Source organism: Massilia sp. LMS1-1-1.1 (assembly GCF_040815535.1).
GTDB classification, from domain to species: Bacteria; Pseudomonadota; Gammaproteobacteria; order Burkholderiales; family Burkholderiaceae_D; genus Janthinobacterium; species Janthinobacterium aestuarii.
The window spans coordinates 386,800-402,612 of sequence record NZ_JBFPNG010000045.1 but is presented as its reverse complement, the minus strand read 5'-3'; the positions used below and the strand labels follow the sequence as shown (position 1 = coordinate 402,612).

The following is a 15,813-nucleotide window of genomic DNA, read 5'->3' as shown; positions in this document are numbered from 1 at the left end:
GTAAGTCGTAGAACTATGCGAGGTTGGGAGTCGTTGTAATATTTACTGTAATCTATTGTATTTTTACAGGTCATCATGAAGATCGTTTTGATGTTAATTGCAGTGGATTCATAACAAAAATTGCATTACACTAAGTTACCATAAAATTCCCGGAGGGGCACATGCTGGTTGGACTGTTTTTGCGTCACTATAAAATTTATCGTGCAATTAATTTTATTCCTATTAGTGCAGGAGCTGGATTTTCCGCGTATCTGGGAGCGAATGGAAGCGGAAAGAGCTCAATCTTGGATGCTTTAGATAAATTTTTTAATGGTGGTGACTGGAGTATCAACGTACAAGCTAAGTCGGAAGGAGGAATATCTGGCGATGAAAAAGCACCTTTCATAATGCCAATATTTTTAGTGCCTAGGGATATGTTGAGAAATGTTGAAGCTGCCGACGCGCTTAGTTCGTACTTGTGGACTACTAACTACAGAACAGTCGATGCGCATACCGATTTCTACGATATACGTGCGAACCTTGTAAAAAGTGGATATAGCCATGTATCGCATTATTTACTATCACTAGGAAAGCAATATGGAAGGAATGGCGGATTTATCGCGTCATTTGGAAAAGATCCTGCTCTTATAAAAATTTTTGATGAGCTGTCTATTGGCGAGTCTGAAATCAATGATTTGCTATCTGAAGTTGTTAGTTTATATGCATATTTTTATATTCCTGTGGAGGCTGATGCTAACCTGTTTTCAGCAATTGAATCTCGGCACGTGCAAAAACTTTTGGATGAGGATATAAAGGAGAAAATTCAGAAAGCTATTGGTTCCGGTACGGTTGCCATAATAAATACTTCGCTGCAACAGTTTGTAAGTGAGATTGGTAATAGCCTTAAAAATTATGAATATAAAGGATCTTATAAAAATAAACTTACTATGAATGATCTAGTGGAGAAGGTTTTTGAGGCTTACTTTTCAATAAAAATATTGCATGGAAAACAGAAAGGTCACTCTATTCCGGTCAGGGAGATGAGTGCTGGAGAAAAGAGGCGGGCATTAATAGATCTCTCTTACTCCTTATTGGCTCGAAGCGCATCAAGGAGTCATACAGTCATTCTAGCTATTGATGAGCCGGATGCATCCTTACATACTTCAGCTTGCCATGACCAATTCGCAAAGCTTGCAGCTATACCCGGAATTACCTCTCCTCCAACCCAAGTGTTAGTCACTACACATTGGTACGGATTTTTACCAATTGTTCAAAATGGGGTTGCGCATGCCATTAGTCAAGAAAACGAAAAAAACACATTTTATTCTTTTGATCTGTATAATTTCCGTGAGCAAATTAAACACAAATTAAAAGGCGCAATTGCACCTATAAGTTTAGATGTTGAGCTTAAAAGCTATAATGATATGATTCAGTCGATTGTTTCTTCGGCGATAAGGACAACTCCCTACAACTGGATCCTCTGTGAAGGTTTGTCTGATAAGATCTATCTGGAATATTATTTGGCTGATTTGATCGAGAAAGACAACCTAAGAATTCTTCCACTCGGTGGTTGCAAAGAAGTTCGCAGGACATATGAATATTTGTGGCAACCTTTGAATGATCCTGCATATAGAGCGACTGGAAAAGTATTATGTTTGGTAGATACTGATGCGAGGTTGGAAGCGATTGTTTTAAAACCAAAAAGTGTATCAATTCAATTTAGCAGAATTATTTATGAACCCTTGGTTGATGATTGTATACTTGTTAATGTAGATGATCAAAGAAGTTCTCCTGCTACGGAAATCGAACAAGCTTTGAACGCGGATCATTTTGTTGATACAGCCTCTCGGCTGGATAGTTTGGGTTCCAATCAAGTAATCAAGGAAATTATATCGTCTGCCACAATAAATGCTAGCTCAGCCTCTGTCTTTGGACATTTGGATTTGGGACCTCTTGCCACTAAAAAAATGATGGAAGAGTATTTTGATAAAGATGATAATAAAGTCAAATTTGCTCGCCAATATGTGGCTGAAAATTCGGTGGGGATACCTTCGTGGGTAACGGAGGTGGTCGACTACTTTCGTCCCCGGAAGCCTCGCAAATCTAAGTAATTCGTCAATTTTTTCTGTCAAAGCCTGATAGGCAGCGACGCAAGATTTGATGTGATGAAGCTAACACCCATAGCACCCATAGGGATTGGTCTGCCATTTGGATAGTGGCTGAAGCATTGCGCACGGTAGTAGCCAGCTCAGTCGAGAGCCTGATCACGCCCTCGGCGTGCGAAGCTGCCCGCGCAACGGGCAGCAGTTGGTCGGATCGAAGGGGAGCGGCCGGTAGGCCCGATCCTTTGAATTCCCCAATTGACTATGAACTCATGCCGACAAAGGCCTAATAGGCTTTTAGGCGTCCACAGCATCAGTCCGTGTCCGCCGAATGACAGACCTAGCCCTAGACAGCTGCTGGCTTCGCTGCAGCCGGCTTGCCCCGCGAGCGCGGTTTTGCAGCCCCCGCTTTTTTGGAAGCCCCATCCACCTTATCCCGCTTCCCAGGCCCAATAACCTCCGCCACCAGCCGCACCCCAAGCGCACCCAGAACGCGGGTCATAGTCTCCATGCGCGGCTGGCTATTCGGGCGAAGTGCCTTGTACAGACTCTCTCGTCCCAATCCCGCCGCCTTGGCGATATCGCTCATGCCGCGCGCACGGGCGATATCGCCAATGGCGGCGGCAAATATGGCGGCGTCGTTGGTTGCCAGTGCTTGCGTGATGTAGGCTGCGGCTGCTTCATCGCTGGTGATGTATTCCGCTGGATCGAAGTCCTCCAGATCCAGCCCTTCAAGGTTGGACAATGTGATGTTGTGTTCAGTCATGATGCACCTCCTGTATTTTTTCGGGTCGCCATTATTTTTTCGGGTTTGTGGCAGACGTCTTCAATTCCTTGATCATCTGCCTGGCCTTCTTGATGTCGGCGGTCTGAGTACTCTTGTTGCCTCCAACGAGCAACACGATCACATACCCTTCAACTTCAATGAAGTAGACGCGCCAGCCTGGCCCTACATTAATGCGTAGTTCACGGACGCCGCCACCCACCGGTTTCACGTCACCTAGCCCGCTTTCCAGTCGGACGATGTGCTGGGCAATGATTGCCCTTGTCCTGTCGTCCTTGATCTCGGACAGCCAGTTGCTGAAGTTTCTGGTTTTTTTGACCGTCTTATAAAATCATTGTATTCATTCGAATACAAAAGCGCAATCAAATTTGCGCAACCATTATTCCCCCGCAAACCTTGTCCCTCCTCAATCCCCCCATAGTTTCCCCCATGTATCGTAAGCCTCTCCCACCAACCCCGGAGAGCCCCATGCCCTACACCTACACCAAAGTCGACGATCTGGAAAAAACCACCATGGTCGGCAACCATCAATGCGCCACCTTGGTCCGCCACTACGCGGGCGCGCCTGCCACACTGGTCTGGAAGCAAGGGGAGGCCGTGCTGGGAAATCGGCTACTGCGCAAGGGCACGGCCATTGCCACGTTCATCAACGGCAAGTATGCGAATCATCCGCAAGGCAATCACGCGGCCCTGTATATGGGGCAGACCCTGGACGGTATCCTCGTCATGGATCAGTGGACAGGCAAGCGCCTGGGCATCGTGACTTCTCGAACCTTGCGCTCCAAAGGCCAGTACAAGAATGGCTTGCATATCGATCCCAGCAACAATGCCGACGCTTTTTTCGTCATTGAATAGGGGTGTCCATGCAATATCAACGTTTGTTGATCAGCGCCGCCTGCTGCATTTTCCCTGTGTTCACGCAAGGTGCGATGGCCGCCCCTCTCGCTTGCCCGGCGAGCGTGCCTGCGACATCGATCAGCCTGACTGCCGTACCGTCCGGTTGGACACCGTATATTGACGGCCCCCTCTACCTGAACGCCGCATCGCCCATCGATGGTGCACCGGAGCGCAGGGGGCAGCTTGTGCCCAGCGCGGAGCGCAAGAGGAAAGGGCAAACGACGCTCAGCTACCGTCTGGAAGGCCGCTATCCGGACGGCAAGTGGCTGCAATGCAGCTACGGCGTGCATGGTGAAGTAACGCTGTCGAGGCGCATGGATGACAGTGTCAGCGTTTGTGAATTGACTTACCGGAAGGGCAGCAAGGCTGGGCAGAATGAGATCGATATCGATTGCCGTTAAGTGATTTTGGTATCGGCGCTATCGCTTGGCGCAGCTGCAGGCTTCCTCACGATTTGCTATCGAGTGTTTCAAGGTCGAGCTGGACCAGCGCCCACATCCCTCCCGCATGATCAGGATTTGCCTGCAGGGTTACAATCTTGCTTTGCGTGATTTCCACGGGTTCGCCTAGCTCCAGCAAATGTCTCGATGTGGCTGGTGATGGCGGTCAGAACGTTGTTGAGCGCGTCTTCCACGCTATCGCCCCAGGAGTGGACACCTTGGATGTCGGGGACGTTCACGCCGTACACGCTACCGGTATCTTTGAAAATGACAACGGGGATATGCATGGCTGCTCCCTGTGATTGAGCTGAGCGTGTGTTTCAGCATAGTCGCTGCGAGACCAGGATTCAAAATACAAAAAGATCACGGAAGCGGGTTTTTGCACTCAACAAGCAACCCGCCAATCCTAGCCTGTGGCCATGCATGTCGGCTTACGCGTTCCGCTAAGCCGACCTACAAAACAACAAAACTGCCGCCTGCCAACAACGCAGACGCAAAAAAGCCCGCCGAAGCGGGTTTTTCACTTTACAGCCAATCCAAAAGCTCAGAACTGGTTCATGGTGTTGTCTTTACCAGCCGCCTTCAGCGCCGCTTCGCCGCTGAAGTAATCCTTGTGATCGTCGCCGATGTCCGAGCCGGACATGTTTTGATGTTTCACGCAGGCGATGCCCTGGCGGATTTCCTTGCGCTGCACGCCGGCCACGTAGCCCAGCATGCCCTGGTCGCCGAAGTATTCCTTGGCCAGGTTGTCTGTCGACAAGGCTGCCGTGTGATAGGTCGGCAGGGTGATCAGGTGGTGGAAGATGCCGGCTTCGCGGGCCGAGTCGGCCTGGAAGGTGCGGATCTTCTCGTCGGCGGCGATCGCCAGTTCCGTCTGGTCGTACTCCACGCTCATCAGCTGGGCACGGTCATAGGCGGACACGTCCTTGCCTGCCGTTTTCATGCCGTCGAAGATTTGCTGGCGGAAGTTCAGGGTCCAGTTGAACGACGGGCTGTTGTTGTACACCAGCTTGGCGTTCGGGATGACCTTGCGGATTTCGCTGACCATGCCGCCAATTTGCGCGATATGCGGTTTTTCCGTTTCGATCCACAGCAGGTCGGCGCCGTTTTGCAAGGAGGTGATGCAGTCGAGCACGCAACGCTCTTCGCCGGAACCGGCGCGGAACTGGAACAGGTTGCTCGGCAGGCGTTTAGGACGCAGCAGCTTGCCTTCGCGCTTGATGATGACGTCGCCATTGCCCAGCGCGTCGGCCGACACTTCTTCGCAGTCGAGGAAGGAGTTGTATTGGTCGCCCAGGTCGCCTGGTTCATTGGTAACGGCGATCTGCTTGGTCAGGCCGGCGCCCAGCGAGTCGGTGCGGGCGACGATGATGCCGTCGTCCACGCCCAGTTCCAGGAAGGCGTAGCGGATGGCGCGGATCTTGGCCAGGAAGTCTTCGTGCGGCACCGTGACTTTACCGTCCTGGTGGCCGCATTGTTTCTCGTCGGACACCTGGTTTTCGATCTGGATGCAGCAGGCGCCCGCTTCGATGAATTGTTTCGCCAGCAGATAGGTCGCTTCGGCATTGCCGAAACCGGCGTCGATGTCGGCGATGATGGGCACGACGTGGGTGACGTGGCCGTCGATCTTGGCCTGGATGGCTTGCTTCTCAGCACCTTGAGCCGCGTCCAGCTGGCGGAACAGGCCGCCCAGTTCGCGGGCATCGGCCTGGCGCAGGAAGGTGTACAGCTCGCGGATCAAGCTGGTGACGGCGGTTTTTTCATGCATCGACTGGTCTGGCAACGGGCCGAACTCGGAGCGCAGGGCGGCGACCATCCAGCCGGACAGGTAGAGGTAGCGGCGGTCGGTGCTGTTGAAGTGCTTCTTGATCGAGATCATCTTCTGTTGACCGATGAAACCGTGCCAGCAGCCGAGCGATTGGGTGTACTTGGATGGGTCCGCATCGTAGGCGGCCATGTCGTTGCGCATGATCTTCGCCGTGTACTTGGCGATGTCCAGGCCCGTCTTGAACTTGTTCTGGGCGCGCATGCGGGCGGCGGACTCGGGATTGATGGCGTTCCAGGCGCTACCTTGTTGGTCTTTCAAACCGGCAACAGCCTTGATGTCGTCTTGATATTGGGACATGTGTATCTCCTAAAGAAAAACTAAGTTTGAGAAAATCGTCGAGTGCGCCGCTGTGTCGATGCGAACTGCATGACTAAATAGTAGGCTTATCCGTGTCGATGTTCAAGTCTTATATAAGACATATAACTTAAATTAAGTCTTTGTTTTTAATGGTATTAATTATTATTTTTCATGATATGAAATGAATTTTCAAAAAGTGAGAGCATTGCTGGCTGAGTCTGCTGTCGGAAATTCCGCGATGTGAAACGTCTTTTCAGAATTTGGTGCAGCGCGACAAATCGGGACGAAAAAAAGCCACCCGAAGGTGGCGCAAGCTTGTGCATGTCTGCAGGGAATGGGCGGGAGGCCTTGCGGGGAAGGCTGTTCCAGCGTGAATGTCGTGTGCCGGCAACAACCTGGTAGTCAAGATGGGACGCCGGCGCAGGTCAGGGGCGGGACAGTGCATCGATTACGTCCGCAGCTGTCACCACTTGCGCATACTCGCCTTGCAAATTGGCCAGCGCCATCGCATGCACCTCGTCCGCCGTTCTCGGCGTGCCCGCATAATCGACTTGCGCAAATGCAAAACACGCATCGGCGACAACTTGCGTGGCAAAGCCCAGATTGCCCGCCGTGCGCGCGCTCGACTCCACGGAATTGTTGGTGCTGACGCCTACGATGACGAGCTTGCTGATGCTGCGCACGCGCAGCCAGCGTTCCAGTCCCGAGTGGATGAAGGCATCGGGCACATTTTTCTCCACGACATGCTCCTCCGGCAAAGGCGCCAGCGCTACCTGAAATTCCACGCCGGGCTGGCCCGGCCAGAAGGGCGAGCCTGGCGTTCTGGAAATGTGGCGCACATGCACGACGGTGGCGTCCGCCGCGCGCCATGCTTGCAGCAGGGTGGCAATCTGGTGTTCCGCAGCGGGATTGTTGCGGCTTCCGGCAGCGGGGCTGGCCATGCCTTGTTGCATGTCGATGATGATCAGTGCGGGATGGTGGGCATGCATGTTGGTAGCCTGGAATGGATGGCAGGCGCACTTGGCGCCTGCCTGGGGGATAGTGCCGGAGTGATTGCCGGAGGCTAGCGGATCTAGCGCCCCACGGTCTGCCGTTGATCCTTGATGAACAGCGCCGTCAGCATGCCCACCACGCACACGCCGATTACATAATAGGCAGGGCCCAGCACGTTGTTCTTCAGCATCAGGGTCACGACCACGGGCGTCAGGCCGCCAAAAATCGCGTACGACAAATTGTAGGAGAACGACAGCCCGGAGAAGCGCACCTGGGCCGGGAACGCTTGCACCAGCACGTAGGGCACGGCGCCGACGACGCCGACGAACAGGCCCGTCATCGCGTACAGGGGCAGCAGCAGGTCGGGGCGGGTGCCGACGGTGGTGTAGAAGATATACGTACTGATGGCCAGCAGCACGGAGCCGACGAAGATCACGCGTTTGCCGCCCAGGCGGTCGGCCAGCATGCCGGCGATGATGCAGCCGAAGGCCAGGCACAGTGTTGCTACGGTATTGGCGACCAGGGTGGTGCGCGGCGCGATGTGGTGGATCTTTTGCAGCAGGGCAGGCGTCATCAGAATGACGACGACGATGCCGGCCGACAGCATCCACGTCAGCAGCATCGAGACGACGACGGCGCCGCGGTGGCTGCGCAGCACGGATTTCAAGGGCATTTCCGTGGCCAGTGCCTTGCGCTGCTGCATTTCCGCAAACACCGGTGTTTCATGCAGCCAGCGGCGCAGATACATGGCGCCAAAGCCGAAGATGCCGCCCAGCAGGAATGGATAGCGCCAGGCGCCATCGGTGATTTCTGCCGGCGTGTAGACGGTGTTCAAGCCCGTCGCGACGAGCGAACCGAGCAGGATGCCGACGGTCAGCCCGGCCGTCAGCACGCCGCAGGCAAAGCCCGTGAAACGGCTCGGCACGTGTTCGGACACAAACACCCAGGCGCCCGGCACTTCGCCGCCCACGGCCGCGCCCTGGAAGATGCGCATCAACAGCAGCAGCAGCGGGGCGGCCAGGCCGATGGTGGCATATGTTGGCAGCAGGCCGATCAGCAGTGTCGGCACGGCCATCATCAGGATGGAGAGAGTAAACATGCGCTTGCGGCCGAGCAAGTCGCCGAAGTGGGCCATGACGATGCCGCCCAGCGGACGCACGACGTAGCCGGCGGCAAAGATGCCGAAGGTTTGCAGCAAGCGCAGCCATTCCGGCATTTCCGGTGGGAAGAACAACTGGCCGATGGCGTTGGCAAAGAAGACGAAGATGATGAAATCGTAGAATTCCAGCGCGCCACCGAGGGCGGCCAGCGACAGGGTTTTGTAGTCTTGCTGGGTGAGGGGACGGCTTGCGGCGTTGATTGCGGCGGTGTTGGAAGTAGGCATGTGTCTCGTTCTTGTGTGTTATCGGAGATTGCCAGAGCTAGCATACGCATTTCCGCCGCGTGAGTAAATGCTGTGACAGGCGCGCGGGTAGGGGGAGCAGCCTCAGCTGTGCTTAATACAACGCCGCTATCATCAGCGTTGACTTCATTGGAAAGGATACTGCATGAACATCATGATCGTGGGCGCCAGCCGGGGCCTGGGACGCGCACTGGTCGACGGTTTGCTCGTGGACGGACATGCCGTCATCGGCGTATCGCGTCAGCAACCCGCCGACTTGCCTGCCGGCCAGGGTACGCAGCTGCAATGGATCGCGGCGGACCTGGCGGCACCCGCCGAGGCCGTCGAACGCATCGCGCGCGAAGCGCCTGCCGCCCTGGACGCCGTGATCTACAACCTTGGCGTGTGGGAAGAAAAGGCGTTCAGCGATGACTACGCTTTTCTCGGCGATGCGGACGATGCCATCGTCGACATGGTCAATACCAACATCACGGCAACGATATTGCTGCTCAAGCGCCTCGTGCCCCGCTTGCTGGCCAGCGACAAGCCGCAGCTGATACTCACGGGGTCGACGTCCGGCTTGCGCCAGAGCGGCCGCCCGGAAGTGACGTTCAGCGCGTCGAAATTCGCGCTGAACGGCATTGCCGACGCCTTGCGCGAAGGTTTCCGCGAACAGGGACTGGCCGTGACGGCGCTGCAGCTGGGCTACCTGAATACCTATGATGGCTTGGCCGTGCCGCTGGCGGACGCTGCCGCGCGTGGCGAAGGCGAGCTGATCCCCGTGCATGACGTTGTCGCCGTCGTGCGCATGCTGCTGAGCCTGTCGAATGCCTCGTTCGTGCGCGAACTGGTGATGCCGGCGCTGCGCGACGAGCGCTTTTAGGATTTACGCGCCCTCGTCGTTATGCCGGGCGTGCATAGGCAAACATATGCTGTACATACTCGGCCTTGCCAAGCGGCACGCCGTTATGGCGCAGGATGTTGTAGGCCGTCACCATGTGAAAATAGAATTGCGGCGTGGCCCAGTTGACGGCGTATTCCTGGCCCGTCATGTCGAAGGTCAGGTCGCCGGCCAAGGTGATCGATACTTGCCGCTCTGCGCCAGCGTCGACCGCTGCACGGTCCGCCGCAGCGAGCATTGCCAAGGTGTCGTCGATCAGTGCCCTGGCTTGCGGCAGGTTGGCGGGCGTGGCGAGCTGGGGTAGTGCTTGCCGCGTCAGCCGGCACACGGCTTCCTGTGCCTGGGTGCACGTAAATTCCACCTGGCGCGCCAAGGTGTGCATGTCGGGCGCCAGGCGCGCATCGAGCAGGTTTTGCGCATCGAAACCCAGCGCCTGGGCGCGTTCTTCGCCTTTGTTTAACAGCGTCGTCAGGGAGCGCAGCATCTGTGCAAAGCAGGGGATGGTGATGGCGTAGACCGACATGGATTTCCTCAAGTAAAGGGCGAGAGCGATGCCGGCATTATGCCCGGGCCAGCCGTGTTTCAGCGTGCCGGTTGAACATGCTACAGTCCGCCTTTGCCGCCAGCCCAGCGCGGCTTTGCCTGGATCATGCGCTATGCCCACCTGGACTCCCCCGCCCCAACTCGTCGCCTTGGCCGCCTTTTATGAACAGGCGCAAGCCCATCCGGAAACGCTCAGTGATGCTGTCTTCCTGGACACCGTGAAAGCCGCCCACTGGCCCACCAATTGCTGGAGCTATGTGGAAGCGTCATTCGCCATCATCGCGCCCGCTTGCCTGCTGCGTCCGCATTTGACCACCGAGCTGATCGCCTTGCCCATCGCCGCCATGATCGCCGGCGGCCTGGAGGATGCGGAACAAGTCATCGCGATCGGCCTGGCCTGCGCCACGCGCGACGCGCCGTATGTGGAGCCGAGCGAGGAGGGCAGGCGCTGGCTGACGCAAGTGTGGCCGGGACTGGGCGAGATGGCTGGGGCGGTATTCCGGGCCAAGCTCCAGGCGGCGATGGAAGAGGACTAAGCCTGCGCTTGACCTGCAAGACCGGTTTACGTTACGGTATACGTAACTACTTACATATATCCTGTTAAACATGTCCTCCACCCTGCAAACCTACGGCTCCCTGATGCTGGCCAGCCGACTGCGCCGTCTTTCCGATCAACTGTATGCCGGTGTCGATACCAGTTATGTGGCGGCTGGCGTCGAGCTGACGTCACGCTGTTTCCCTTTGTTATTGCTGCTGCGCGACAACGGCCCCACGTCAATCACGGTCCTGGCCGCACAGATCGGGCAGACGCATCCGGTGGTGGTGCAACTGGGACGCAAACTGCTCGATGCGAGTATGGTAGTGGAGATGCCGGACGCCAAGGATGAGCGGCGGCGCCTGCTGGCGCTGTCCGACGCCGGGCTAGCCTTGCTGCGCGATATGGCACCGCTGTGGGACGACGTGCGCGCGGCTGTCGACACCGTGTTCGAGCACGATACGCCGCAACTGATGGTCAGCCTGGACCGGGCGGAAGCGCGCCTGCAGGCGCAAGGTTTCGGCGAGACGATCGCCGCCTGCCGGCGCCAGCGCGAGCGGGCCGCCGTGGAGATCATCGATTACGCGGCACCCTATGCTGCCGACTTCAAGCGCCTGAATATCGCCTGGCTGGAACGCTACTTCTATGTCGAGGCGCTCGATGACAAGGTGCTGTCCGATCCGCAAAGTTCGATCCTTGATGCTGACGGGCAGATTTTCCTCGCGCGCCTCGATGGCAAGATCGTCGGCACGTGCGCCCTGATCCGCGCCGATGGCGCCAGCATCGAGTTGTCGAAGATGGCCGTCACGCCAGAGTGCCAAGGCCTGGGCATCGCGCGCCGGCTGATCGAACGGGCTTTCGACGCCTTCGAGGCCAGTGGTGCGCAACTGCTGTTCCTGGAGTCGAACAGCAAGCTGGCGCCCGCCATCCGCCTGTATGAAAGCAGCGGTTTTACGCACGTGGCGCGGCCGGCCGGCGACGCCCATTACCAGCGCGCCGACGTCTACATGGAGTGGCAGGGCCGGTAGCACATTTGAACGCACCCATCGGCCGTCTCCCGCGTTACAATACGCGCACCCATAACGGAACCACGGTTCCACTATCGAGAGACGCCGACGCCGCATGCCTTCCTTTCCGATGCCCTTCCCGCAGATGATCGTTCCCCCCGAGCCCACCCAGGCGCGCAGCAAGCAAGCGTTCGAGCGCTTGCTGCAGGTCGGTGAACAGTTGCTCGCGGAAAACCGTTTCGATGAAATCGGCGTGGCCGACCTGGCGAAACTGGCGGAAACCTCGGTGGGCACGTTTTACCGTCTGTTGGGCGACAAGGACACCTTGAGCCGTTTGCTGCTGCAGCGTTTTTTTTCCGACATGGTGGAAAAGGTCGAAACCCTGACGGAGCTGCGCCAGTGGGAAGGGCGCAGCCTGGAAGAGTTTATCCGCGCCATGGTGGCCATGTTCGTGGCCGTGAATGGCGGGCGCAGCGGCGTGCTGCGAGCCCTGATCACGCGGGCGTCGCAGGATGCGCAATTTCGCGACAGGGTGCACCAGATCAATCATTTGATTTCTCAACGCACTGTCGCCGTGCTGGCCAGCAAGTCATCGAGCATCCGCCACCCGAATCCGACAAAGGCGATGATGGTGGTGCCACCCGTGCTGCTGGGCATCCTCAACCAGCACACCCTGACGGGCTCGCTGTCCTTTTTGTCGGGCGCGGCGCTCGAGGATGAACTGGTGCGTGTTGCTTTAAATTACCTGACTTGAACTATTTAGCGATTTAACTTGAAATCGGAATTCGGATTCCGTATTATGTTTTCCAACAGCGGGAAAACATATTCCTGCACCTGAACACAAAGCATGTTCAACAGCAAGGAGACAGAATGCGGCGTCACACGACATCCGATGTTCCATTGCATTACCTCGACCTGGGTCTCGGCACTGAGACGGGGAAGGGCGAGCCTGCGCAGTCAGAGCCCGTTTTCTTGCTGCACGGCCTCGGTTCCTGCGCCGAAGACTGGCGCCCGCAAATCGACGCCCTTGGCGGTACCTTTCGTCTGATCGTGCCCGACCTGCGCGGCCATGGCCGCAGTCCCGCGCCCAATGGCGACTGGCAGATCGGCGACTTCGCCAACGACCTTTTCAACCTGATGGACCAGCTCGACGTGCCGCGCGCGCACATCGTCGGCTTTTCCCTGGGCGGCATGGTGGGCCTGGAGATGGCCAACCGCGCGCCGGGCCGGGTGGCCAGTTTGTGCCTGATCAACTCTCAACCGTTCCAGGGCAGCAAACCTGCCGCGCTGCTGTTTGCCTACTGGCTGCGCCGCACCGTGATCGCCACGTTTGGCCTGAAAACCATGGGCAAGATTATCGGCAAGAAATTGTTTCCCGACCCTGCCCAGCACGCGCTCGTCGAGCGCTTCGCCACGCAGATGGCGGGCATGGACAAGCGCGCCTACCTGGCCGCGCTGGACGCCATTTTTCACTGGGATATCGACATCCATTTCCAGGCCCTGGCCATGCCCGTTTTCATTATGGCGGCCGACCAGGATTACACGCCCGTCGCCAGCAAGCGGGTCTTTGCCGCACAGTTTCAGCATTGCGAGTTCGAGGTCATTGCGAATTCGCGCCACGCCACGCCCCTGGACCAGGCGCAGCGTGTGAATACCTTGTTGCAGTCCTTCCTTACCATAAATTCAAAATAAACAGGCCACTCGCCGCACGGGCCGAGGGCCGGGAAACAGTCATCGCAGGGCAGGTGCTCGCATTGCGCGCGCGGGTACCGTTACGTCTTGCGATCCTGGCATCCGGCCGTCTTCCCTGGCAGTAAGCAAGCCTGACATTGGAGACGCTATGAAACTTGCTTTGAAATTGATGCCCGCCGCCCTCGCCGTTGCCGGCGCTTTTGCCACCCAGGCCCAGGCGCAGGAAGCCAGCCCGGCTACTGCCATCACCACCCAGGAAGCCAGCGACGCGAAAGAACGCATGGAAACCGTGACGGTCTCCGCCCGCCGCCGCGAAGAACGCCTGCAGGACGTGCCGCTGGCCGTTACGGCGTTTTCCGCCAAGGCGCTGGAACGGGCGAATATCCAGAACCTGGCCGACTTGCAGGAGCGCGTGCCGAACCTGACCGTGTACGCGTCGCGCGGCACGAACACCACCTTGACGGCCTTCATTCGCGGTGTGGGCCAGGCCGATCCCGTCTGGGGTGTGGACCCGGGCGTGGGCATATATTTCGACGACGTCTACATGGCACGTCCGCAAGGCGCGCTGCTCGACGTGTTCGATGTGCAGCGCATCGAAGTGCTGCGCGGCCCGCAAGGGACCCTGTACGGCAAGAACACCATCGGCGGCGCCATCAAGTACATTTCGCGCCCCTTGGCGAAGGAAAACGGCGCGTCGGCGGAAGTGGGTATCGGCAACTACAACCAGCGCAATTTCAAGGCCGCCTTCAATCTGGCCAACGAGAGCGGCACCTGGCGCGCGCGCCTGGCGGCCGCCAAGCTGGACCGCGATGGTTTCGGCCGCAACACCTTCAATGGCGAACAGGTCAGCGACCAGGACAGCACCGCCGCGCGCCTGTCTGTCGGCTATTTTCCGCAAGACATCCCTTTGACCGTCGTGCTGAGCCTGGACGCCACGGACGACAAGTCCGGCGTGCGCGGCTTCCAGCGCATGGGCGTGAGCGCGTTCGACCCGCTCAAGCGGCCGGCCAGCACAGATGCGTACGATATCCAGAGTGGCATGCCGGGTCATAACTTCACGCACAACCGGGGCGGCTCGCTGGTGGCCAACTACACCTTGTCGAACGACTGGTCCGTCAAAGTGATCGGCGCCAAGCGGCGCAGCACGTCCGAGCAAACCATCGACTTCGACGGCTTGCCGCAGCCGATTGCCGACGTGTTCGGCGACTCGCGCGACGAGCAAAAGAGCCTGGAATTGCAGGCGTCGTACAGCGGCGATTACGGCGCCGGCGTGATTGGCCTGTACCGCTTCGAAGGCACGGCCGGCGGCGGCATCTACAACAATTTCCTGGGACGCCAGTTCACGGCCGCCGTCAGCACGGTGGAGACGGACAGCACGGCGCTGTACACGGACTGGACCTGGCCGCTGGGCAAGGTGTGGAGCATCAATGCGGGCTTGCGCCACACGCGCGAGGAAAAGCGCGCCATCGTGCTCAACCGCGCCTTTGCCGACGTGGGTTTTACGCGGCCCATTCAGACGGCGGCCGATTTCGATAAATCACTCTCCGTCAGCAATACTTCGCCGAAACTGTCCGTGCGCTACGAAGCGTCGAAGACAACGAATTTCTACAGCAACCTGTCGCGCGGTTTCAAGTCGGGCGGCTATAACGTGCGCGCCAACAACCTGGTGGTGCCGGACTCGGCGCGGCCGTACAAGGATGAAAAACTCGACGCGCTGGAAGTGGGCATGAAATACGCGGCGCCGGACGACACGTTCGACGCCAACGTGGCCCTGTTTTACAACCGCTACAAGGATATCCAGTTGTCCGTGTTTACCAGCTATGTGCAGCCGGGCGGCGTGCCGGGCTTCTATGGCGACTTCACGAATGCGGGCAAGGCGACCGTGAAAGGCGCCGAGTTCGAATTTTCGTGGCGGCCCAATCGCCAGTGGGAAGTCAACGGTTTCCTCGCCCTGCTGAACGCCAGCTATGACGAGTTCATGAGCGGTGGCAAGAACATCGCGGATACGCAAAAGTTCAGCAACACGCCAGCCCGGCAAGTGGGTTTGAACCTGACGCGCACGGACCGCGACGTCTTCGGCGGCGCCTTGCGCAGCATGGTCGGCTATGGCTACCGCAGCAAGGTCTACCCGACCACGGACTTGAGCGAAACGCTGGCGCAGGGCGGCTACAGCATCTGGACGGCTGGCGTCGTGTGGGAAGCGCCGAAGAACTGGACCTTCAGCCTGCACGGCAGCAACCTGGGCAACAAACGCTATCGCACGGATGGCTACAACATTCCGGCCGTGTTCATTCTCGACGGTTTCTACGGTCCGCCGCGCCAGATCATCGCCAAGGCCGGCTACAAGTTCTAAAAGGTTGTTGAAGTGCCAGCCTGGTTAGCGCCAGGCTGGTTTGTTGTCGCTGTTTTCGTCGTGAATAACAATCAGGAGACT

The 15,813-nt window shown here is 57.6% G+C and carries 15 protein-coding genes and 1 pseudogene; 9 read left to right on the top strand and 7 right to left on the bottom strand.

Features of this window, described 5'->3' with window-relative positions; genetic code table 11:
- Positions 1-161 precede the first annotated feature (161 nt).
- Positions 162-2,090: an AAA family ATPase gene (locus tag MRBLMS1_RS23820; RefSeq protein WP_485882408.1), complete on the top strand. Its 1,929-nt coding sequence runs from the start codon at positions 162-164 to the stop codon at positions 2,088-2,090.
- Positions 2,091-2,427: 337 nt separating this feature from the next.
- Here the strand turns inward: MRBLMS1_RS23820 and MRBLMS1_RS23815 are convergent, their stop codons facing one another.
- Positions 2,428-2,847 carry an addiction module antidote protein gene (locus tag MRBLMS1_RS23815; protein WP_485882406.1) on the bottom strand — a complete coding sequence of 140 codons (420 nt, stop codon included), beginning with the start codon at positions 2,845-2,847 and terminating at the stop codon, positions 2,428-2,430.
- A gap of 31 nt (positions 2,848-2,878) precedes the next feature.
- Positions 2,879-3,175: pseudogene (locus MRBLMS1_RS23810) on the bottom strand (type II toxin-antitoxin system RelE/ParE family toxin); the annotation flags it as partial.
- 158 nt (positions 3,176-3,333) lie between these two features.
- Between MRBLMS1_RS23810 and MRBLMS1_RS23805 the strand changes: the two are divergent.
- Both MRBLMS1_RS23805 and MRBLMS1_RS23800 read left to right on the top strand, forming a co-directional pair.
- Complete coding sequence (locus MRBLMS1_RS23805; protein ID WP_485882404.1) at positions 3,334-3,720, top strand: BPSL0067 family protein; 387 nt, start codon at positions 3,334-3,336, stop codon at positions 3,718-3,720.
- 8 nt (positions 3,721-3,728) lie between these two features.
- Positions 3,729-4,163, top strand: coding sequence for an STY0301 family protein (locus MRBLMS1_RS23800; RefSeq protein ID WP_485882402.1), 435 nt, complete (start codon positions 3,729-3,731; stop codon positions 4,161-4,163).
- A 110-nt stretch (positions 4,164-4,273) separates the two neighbouring features.
- Here MRBLMS1_RS23800 and MRBLMS1_RS23795 read toward each other — a convergent pair whose 3' ends face one another.
- From MRBLMS1_RS23795 to MRBLMS1_RS23780, 4 genes are all read right to left on the bottom strand, one after another.
- Entirely contained in the window at positions 4,274-4,489 is a 216-nt protein-coding gene (locus tag MRBLMS1_RS23795) for a type II toxin-antitoxin system HicB family antitoxin (protein ID WP_485882400.1), read from the bottom strand.
- A gap of 257 nt (positions 4,490-4,746) precedes the next feature.
- Positions 4,747-6,327, bottom strand: coding sequence for an isocitrate lyase (locus MRBLMS1_RS23790; RefSeq protein WP_485882398.1), 1,581 nt, complete (start codon positions 6,325-6,327; stop codon positions 4,747-4,749).
- 425 nt (positions 6,328-6,752) lie between these two features.
- Positions 6,753-7,316, bottom strand: a complete 564-nt coding sequence (locus MRBLMS1_RS23785; RefSeq protein ID WP_485882396.1) for a cysteine hydrolase family protein — start codon at positions 7,314-7,316, stop codon at positions 6,753-6,755.
- 83 nt (positions 7,317-7,399) lie between these two features.
- Complete coding sequence (locus MRBLMS1_RS23780; protein ID WP_139090201.1) at positions 7,400-8,704, bottom strand: MFS transporter; 1,305 nt, start codon at positions 8,702-8,704, stop codon at positions 7,400-7,402.
- 163 nt (positions 8,705-8,867) lie between these two features.
- Between MRBLMS1_RS23780 and MRBLMS1_RS23775 the strand changes: the two genes are divergently transcribed.
- Positions 8,868-9,584: an SDR family oxidoreductase gene (locus MRBLMS1_RS23775; protein ID WP_485882394.1), complete on the top strand. Its 717-nt coding sequence runs from the start codon at positions 8,868-8,870 to the stop codon at positions 9,582-9,584.
- Between the two features lie 19 nt (positions 9,585-9,603).
- On the opposite strand, the gene MRBLMS1_RS23770 is transcribed toward MRBLMS1_RS23775, so the two are convergent.
- The gene (locus tag MRBLMS1_RS23770; RefSeq protein WP_485882392.1) at positions 9,604-10,125 is read right to left on the bottom strand and encodes a DUF1993 domain-containing protein; all 522 of its coding nucleotides are present in this window, start codon (positions 10,123-10,125) and stop codon (positions 9,604-9,606) included.
- A gap of 133 nt (positions 10,126-10,258) precedes the next feature.
- Here MRBLMS1_RS23770 and MRBLMS1_RS23765 point away from each other — a divergent pair, with 133 nt between their 5' ends.
- The 5 genes from MRBLMS1_RS23765 (at position 10,259) to MRBLMS1_RS23745 (ending at position 15,732) form a co-directional block, all read left to right on the top strand.
- Entirely contained in the window at positions 10,259-10,681 is a 423-nt protein-coding gene (locus MRBLMS1_RS23765) for a hypothetical protein (protein WP_485882390.1), read from the top strand.
- A 70-nt stretch (positions 10,682-10,751) separates the two neighbouring features.
- Positions 10,752-11,708 (top strand): bifunctional helix-turn-helix transcriptional regulator/GNAT family N-acetyltransferase, encoded by a 957-nt coding sequence (locus tag MRBLMS1_RS23760; protein WP_485882388.1) that lies wholly within the window; start codon positions 10,752-10,754, stop codon positions 11,706-11,708.
- A 94-nt stretch (positions 11,709-11,802) separates the two neighbouring features.
- Complete coding sequence (locus MRBLMS1_RS23755; protein ID WP_485882386.1) at positions 11,803-12,441, top strand: TetR/AcrR family transcriptional regulator; 639 nt, start codon at positions 11,803-11,805, stop codon at positions 12,439-12,441.
- Positions 12,442-12,557: 116 nt separating this feature from the next.
- Positions 12,558-13,379: an alpha/beta fold hydrolase gene (locus MRBLMS1_RS23750; protein ID WP_485882384.1), complete on the top strand. Its 822-nt coding sequence runs from the start codon at positions 12,558-12,560 to the stop codon at positions 13,377-13,379.
- A gap of 148 nt (positions 13,380-13,527) precedes the next feature.
- Positions 13,528-15,732, top strand: a complete 2,205-nt coding sequence (locus MRBLMS1_RS23745; protein WP_485882382.1) for a TonB-dependent receptor — start codon at positions 13,528-13,530, stop codon at positions 15,730-15,732.
- Positions 15,733-15,813: the final 81 nt, after the last annotated feature.